This is a genomic window from Streptomyces muensis (assembly GCF_021474425.1).
GTDB classification, from domain to species: domain Bacteria; phylum Actinomycetota; class Actinomycetes; order Streptomycetales; family Streptomycetaceae; genus Streptomyces; species Streptomyces muensis.
On record NZ_JAKEIP010000356.1, the window covers coordinates 1 to 6,672 of the forward strand.

Below are 6,672 nucleotides of genomic sequence, written 5' to 3' on the forward strand. Positions count from 1 at the left end.
CCGCACGGCCCCCCACCCCGCCCACCACCTGTCCGAGGACCCCCAACCCGACGCCGCCGCCGACACCCCCGCCACCGCCATCGCGGCGACCAGCACCACGGTGGCCAGAACACTGCGCGGCGAGTACGAGCGCCCCGCACTGCTGAACCGTTTCGGCACGGGAACACTCCCCGGGACACCCCCCGGGACGCTTCCCGTCTCCAGGAACTCCCGCAGCATCCGCTCGGCCCCCGCCGCGTCCAGCCGCAGCCCGGGGTCCCGTTCCAGCAGCCCCGCCACGACGGCCAGGATCGGCGCCGCCTGTGCGGGCGGACGTATGTCGTCGGACACCACGGCGAGCACGATGCCGCTCAACGAGTCGCGCCGGAACGGCGATTCGCCGCTCAGGGCCGCGCACAGCAGCGCACCCACCGACCACAGGTCGGCGGCGGGACCGGTCCTGGAGCCGGACATCCGCTCGGGCGCGGTGTACTCGGGCGAGCCGACGAAGGACCCGGACTCGGTGAGCGTGGAGGTGCCCGGGACCTGGGCGATACCGAAGTCGGTGAGGACGACCCGGTCGGTGCCGTTCTCGATGAGCACGTTGGCCGGTGTGATGTCCCGGTGCAGGACCCCGGCTGCATGGGCCGTGCGCAGCGCGCTCAGCAGGTCGACGCCGATCCGGGCGGCCTCGCGGGCGTCGACGGGCCCGCGCGCCGCGATCCGGTCGGCCAGGGAGTCGCCGTCGACCAGCTCCATGACGATGTACGGGCGTTCGCCGTCCTCCAGGATGTCGTGGACGACGATGACGTGCGGATGGCTCAGCTGTGCCACCGCCTGGGCCTCGCGCAGCGTGCGCTCGCGCTGGCGCCGGGCCTCGGCCGCGGAGAGGCTCTCGTCGAGGGGGAGTTCCTTGACGGCCACCTGCCGTCCGAGCAACTGGTCGGTCGCCCGCCACACGACGCCCATGCCGCCGCGACCGAGCTGCGCCTCGAGGCGGTAACGCCCCGCGATCACACGGAAGTTGGCTCCCTCGGTCCCCATGCGCCCCATCATGCAGCACCGGATGGATCGACTCCGGGGCGCCGATCGGCCAACTCTGCAAAGGAGCAAAGGGTTTCAAAAGCCGCTCGACGGTCCTCCGGACGCTCAGGATCCGTTCGTCTGCCAGCGTTGCAGCACCGCCGTGAACTGCTTGCGCGTGGTCGCCCAGTCCGACTCGGGCGCGGACATGTAGATCGCGTACTCCGTGCCGTCCCGGTCGATGTACGCCTGGTCGATGGCCCGGCGCGGCCCGGGGAAGGGCGTGTCCTTGGCCAGCGCCGTCCACGTGTACTCCCACAGGGAGCCCTCGCGGTCGCGGTAGAGGTCCCGCTTCAGGGACACCGTCTCGTAGTCGACCAGCTTCCGCTTCAGCTGCTGGTCGAGGTCGCGCTGGTGGTCGTAGGCGTTCGCGAAGTCGGGCGAGGTGTCGACGGCGATACGGACGAAGTGCTCGCCGCCGTCGGGTGTGTAGTCGACCTGCTGGAGGCCGTCGACCTCCTTGCCGACCACCTCGCGCTTCCAGCCCTTGGGCAGGTGGAGGGTGAAGCCCAGGGGGTCGTTGTAGGGGACCCAGGAGGAGGGGTCGTCGGGGTTCGGCGACTCGCTCGCCGTGGGGTCGGGCGTGGTCGACAGCGACGTGTCGCCCTGCGGCCCCGATTTCTGGAGCACCACGGCGGTGCCGCCGCCGACGATCGCGGCGAGCGCGACGACGAGGGCGAGCGTACGCAGCCTACGACGGCGCCTGGGCGGCCGGCCGGACGCGGTGCCGCTGCCGCCCATGCCGGTACCGGTGCCCGCGGTGTCGTACGGTCCGCCGATCGCCGTCGGGCGCCCCGTCGGCGGGTACGGCGTGCCGGTCGACGCGGCGGTGACGGCCCCGGTCGACGCGGTTCCCCCGCCGTAGGTCGGCCCCGTGCGCGGCTCCGGCTCGTAGCGGGTGTGGGTGTGCCGGGTCGGCACGTAGGCCTGTGCCGCGTTCGGCCGCCGTCCCTCGGCCGCCTCGGCCAGCATCTGCTCGGCCTCGGCGGCGTCGGGCCGGGTGGCCGGATCCTTGCGCAGCAGGGCGCTGATCACGGGTGCGAGCGGGCCGGCGTGCTGCGGTTCGGTGGCCTCCTCCTCGACGACGGCCTGCATGGTGCCCAGCGGGGAGGTGCGGCGGAACGGCGAGCGGCCCTCGACGGCCGTGTAGAGGGTCGCACCGAGCGCCCACAGGTCGGAGGCGGGGCCGGGGTCGTGGCCGCGGACGCGCTCGGGGGCGAGGTAGTCGACCGAGCCGACGACCTCGCCGGTGCGGGTGATGGTGGTGTCGCCCTCGATCTGGGCGATGCCGAAGTCGGTGAGAAGGACGCGGCGGTCCTCGGCGAGCAGGACGTTGCCGGGCTTGATGTCGCGGTGCAGGACGCCGGCGGAGTGGGCGGCGCGCAGCGCCCGCAGCACCCACAGGCCGATCCGGGCGGCCTCGGCCGGATCGACGCGCCCCTGCTCCTTGACCGCGTCGGCCAGCGAGTGGCCCTCGACCAGCTCCATCACGATCCACGGCCGGCCGTCGTGCTCCAGCACGTCGTGCACGGTGACCACGGCCGAGTGGTTGATACGGGCGGCGGCGCGGGCCTCGGCGCGGGTGCGGGCGAGCAGCCGCTCCTGGTCGCTCTCGGAGACGTAGAGCGCTGCGGTCAGCTCCTTGATCGCGACGGCCCGGTGCAGCACCTCGTCATGCGCACGCCACACCCGCCCCATACCGCCGCTGCCGATCGCGTCGGCGAGCCGGTAGCGGCCCGAAACGAGCTGGCCCTGCATCTGATTCACGTTGCCCCGCAATGCTCTTGACAGGGCCAGGTTAAGGACCGGTCGACGCGACCGGAACCACGGGGGTGCCAAGGAGACCGCACTGTGATGGTTGTCGCTTTCAGCTCCGGGAAGCAACCCGGAGCTGCCGTCACACAGGGTTCACGGGCGCAATCATCCGGTGACCTGGTACGTCGCCGACGCCTGCTCGAACAGCCGCGTCACCTCGTCCCGCTCGGCCTCCGGCCCGCGCACCTGCACCACGTGGTACCGCCCGTCGATCAGCATCGCGACATTGCGTACGAACAGCTCGCGCCCCTGGTCGTCGGTCCAGGTGAACTGCCCCTCGGCCATGACCCGCTCACCGACCTGAATGGTCTTCAGCCCGCCCGAGGAGGCCCAGCTGGAGTCACGGTACGGCTGCAACTCCCCCTCGTGTTCCCGCTGGTAGACCATCGGGTCGCTGCCGTACCGGTCCGCGGTGTCCCGGCCCGCCACGACGATCAGGTCGAAGTCGCCGTGCGAGTACACGACCTGCCCACGCCCGTTCTCCGGGGTGCGGTTCCATCCGTTGGCGACGGCGATCCGGAACCCGGCCTCGTCCTTGCGCAGGGTGAAGCCGTCCGGGACGTCCGGATCGTCGGGGCTGTTGGTCTGCGTCTCGGTCGAACCGGCCGACTCCGACGGGTCGTTGCCGGACCCCGGCGAGGTCTGCTCGGGCCTCGGCTCACTGCTCGCCTCAGCGGACTGCTCGGGTTCCGCGGCGCCGGCCTGGCCCGCGGCGCCGGTGCGGCCGGCGTCGGCCGGGGCGCCGTCGCCCTGGTCGGCCTTCGGCATGAACAGCATGGCGTACGCGATGGCCGCGGCCATCCCGAGCAGGACGAGCACCAGCAACGTACGCCCGAGCCTGCGCGGCGAGTGCTCCACCTCCCGCCTGGCCCGCTTGTGCCGCCCGTGATGCGCGGGCAGCCCGGCCCGCCGCCTGCGCACCAGCTCGCCGCGGCGCCGCACGATCGGCAGCCGGTTGGGGTCGACCGGTGGCGCGGCCACGACATGCGTACCGGCCTCCGGCTCCGGCGCGGACCGCACGAGCGAGCGCAGCCAGCCCCGCAGCTCCTCGAAGTCGAGCCGCTCGGTGGGGTCCTGCCGCAGCAGCGACTCCACGACCGGCCTGAGCGGCCCGCACTCCTCGGCGAAGGCGGGCGGCTCCGCGCACACCATCTGCACGAGCTCGGCCGTCGACTCCTCCGGATACGGCGCATGCCCCTGCACGGCCCGGAAGAGCAGCGCGCCGAGCGCCCACAGATCGGTCGCGGGCCCGATCGGCGCGGCGAGCTGCCAGTTCTCGTGCACCGGCCCGGCCTGCTCCGGCGCCCACCGCTCGGTCACCGGCCCGACGACAGCCATCCGAGCCTGCCGCGCCCGCTCCGCGGCGAGCGCGGTCGTGGGCCCACGGCGAACGGGGGCACCGGTCACCAGGTCGTCCCAGCGGGCTGGGGGGTGGGACGCGGGGACCTCTGCGGGCACGCCTCGCGCGGAGGAGCCGGGGGCGCCGGGGGCCCCTTGCGCGGGAAGACCACCGGCGCCGGGCCAGGAGGGGGCCTGTACGCCGTACGGGTCAGCGATCCGGCCCGGGGGCGTGGCGGTGCCGTACGGCTGCTGCGCCGCGCCGTCGGTCAGGGCGGCGGGGCCGTTCTCGGGCGCCGGGCGGGCGCCGGGCAGCGCAGCGCGCCCGTTCTGCTGCGTCTCCTGCACCCGGGCCGCGGCTCGGGCGCCCGCCCGGTACGCGGCGATTGCTCCGGCCCGCGCGGCCCTGATGTCCCCGCCGGTTTCGAGGGCACCGCGCGGGGCCCCGCCCGACGCCTCGGCCCCGGGCACCGGCAGCGCTCCGGCCGCACGCGCCTCGATGGCGGCACGCCGAGCGGCCTCGGGGTCGGCCCCGGCCGCTCCGGGGCCGTCGATCGCCGACTCACCCGCGCGCGGGCCGGGAGGCACGGCTGCCCCGGCGCCGCCGGGCCCGCCATCGGGCGTCCCGGACACGGCGTCCCCGCTCCCGTCCCTGTCGCCGTCCTCGGCCGGCACCGGGTCGTACCCGCACAGCGCCTCCTCAGCGGCCCCGACCGCGAGCCCGGTGAGCATCACCCGGCCGTCGTCGCAGACCAGCACCGTGCGGGCCGTGATGTTCCGGTGGACCCAGCCGTGCGCGTGCAGCACCCGCAGTGCCATGAGGACGTCGGAGGCGACCTCGGCCGCCCGATACGGCGTCAGTGGCTTCTCGGCGAGCAGCGCGGCCAGCGGGCGCGCGGCCACGAACTCGCTCACTATCCACAGCGAACCGCCCTCGGCGAACACGTCGAAGACCTGGTCGAGCCGCGGATGGTCGGGGATCCGCGCCGCGGCCTGCGCCGCCTCGACCGCCCGCCGCACGGCGGGGTCGCTGGGCCGACGCGTACTGGCCCGGGACGACGAACGCCGCCCCGATCCACGCTCCCGCGTCTCCCGTGCCGTGAATCCGTCGGGCAGCCCCTCGGCGTCCAGCACCTCCGCCTCGACGACCTCCGGCAACGGCACCTGCCGGACCAGGACTTCCTGCCCGCTGTAGGTGTCGAAGGCGCGGGTCTCGGTGAGTTCGTACTCGTCGGAGGGCGGCAGCGGCAGGCGGTAGCGGTCGGCGAGCACCCGACCCGCATAGTCGTCCACGTTGCCTCCCCCGGCCGCCCGGTTGGTCAATTCCGTTCGTCTTGCGTCCCGTTCCGGACGCACGACCAAATGCGTACGGTCCGCAAGCATTCACGATACGTGCCGGAGGCAACTCGCAAAGCGGGGTTGCCGGATCTCACGCCGCGATCCCGCCCGTCGCGAGCCCAAACCGAATTCCGCTCACTTCACGATTTCGGCTTGAACGATTCCGTCAGCGTGTTCCACGCGTCCTTGCGCAGCTCACTGTCCCAATTCGAAGCTTTCGCCGTGTACATCAACGCATGTCCGAGATGGTCGTTCACCACGAATCCACGGTCGATCGTCCGGTACTTCGTCCCGCCCTCGACATAGGTGAACTCCCAGTCCGCCGTGTTCCAACCGCGGTAGTTCACCTCCTCTATGCGGACCCGCTTGTACTGCGAGCGGACCATGCCCTGTTCCTGGTTCTTCCAGTCCGTGACCGGGTCGCCCTTCGGCGTGGACGTCCAGGCGACGAGGAGCTTCTGCCCGTCGGGCCCGGTGAACCGGTCACCCGCCGACCCCGAGGACTGGAACTTCCACCCCTCGGGCAGCCCGATCGAGTACCCCTGGCTCCCCTTGTAGGTCGACGCGACCTTGCTGTCGCCCCCCGCCTCGCCGCCGCTCCCGCCGGTCGCGCTCGCCTGCGCGCTCGGCGTCTTCCCGGTCTCCGCTCCCGCGCCGGACCCCGACCCGGTCGTCGCGGAGGCGGACTTCTCGCCGTCCGCCCGCGTACCGTCCTTCTCGTCCGTCCTGGTGTCCGCACTGGCGCTCGCCCCGGCGGAAGTCTTGCCCCCGCCGCCGTTCGCCGATGCCTTCGAGTCACCGTCGTCGCCGAACACGAGAGCCAGCACCACACCGAGCACGACGAGCGCCACGGCCACCGCGATGATCACCAGCGTCCGCTTCGGCACCACATCGGTGAGCGGCGCCCTGGGCACCGGCCGCGGCGGCAGATCCGGCGGCGTCATCACAGGCCACCCGGAACTCCGGCCCCCGCCCTGCCCCTTCACCGCCTCCGCATCCCGCTCACCGGCACCGGCACCGGCACCGGCACCGGGAGAGTCGCCGGCACTGGCACCGACACCGGCAGAGTCACCGGCACCGGACCCAGCCCCGGCAGTTGAACCGGCACCGGCTCTCACC

At 73.3% G+C, this 6,672-nt stretch carries 4 protein-coding genes; all 4 read right to left on the reverse strand.

Translation table 11 applies throughout. The features are described from left to right. Nucleotides 1–1,023: serine/threonine-protein kinase (locus L0P92_RS40610; RefSeq protein ID WP_372497413.1), on the reverse strand; the 1,023-nt coding region annotated here is incomplete at its 3' end. 105 nt (nucleotides 1,024–1,128) lie between these two features. Further along, nucleotides 1,129–2,820, reverse strand: coding sequence for a serine/threonine-protein kinase (locus L0P92_RS40615; protein ID WP_234768158.1), 1,692 nt, complete (start codon nucleotides 2,818–2,820; stop codon nucleotides 1,129–1,131). Nucleotides 2,821–2,982: 162 nt separating this feature from the next. Next, entirely contained in the window at nucleotides 2,983–5,508 is a 2,526-nt protein-coding gene (locus L0P92_RS40620; protein ID WP_234768159.1) for a serine/threonine kinase C-terminal domain-containing protein, read from the reverse strand. A 185-nt stretch (nucleotides 5,509–5,693) separates the two neighbouring features. Then, the coding region (locus L0P92_RS40625) for a serine/threonine kinase C-terminal domain-containing protein (RefSeq protein ID WP_505016558.1) at nucleotides 5,694–6,672 on the reverse strand (979 nt) is incomplete at its 5' end.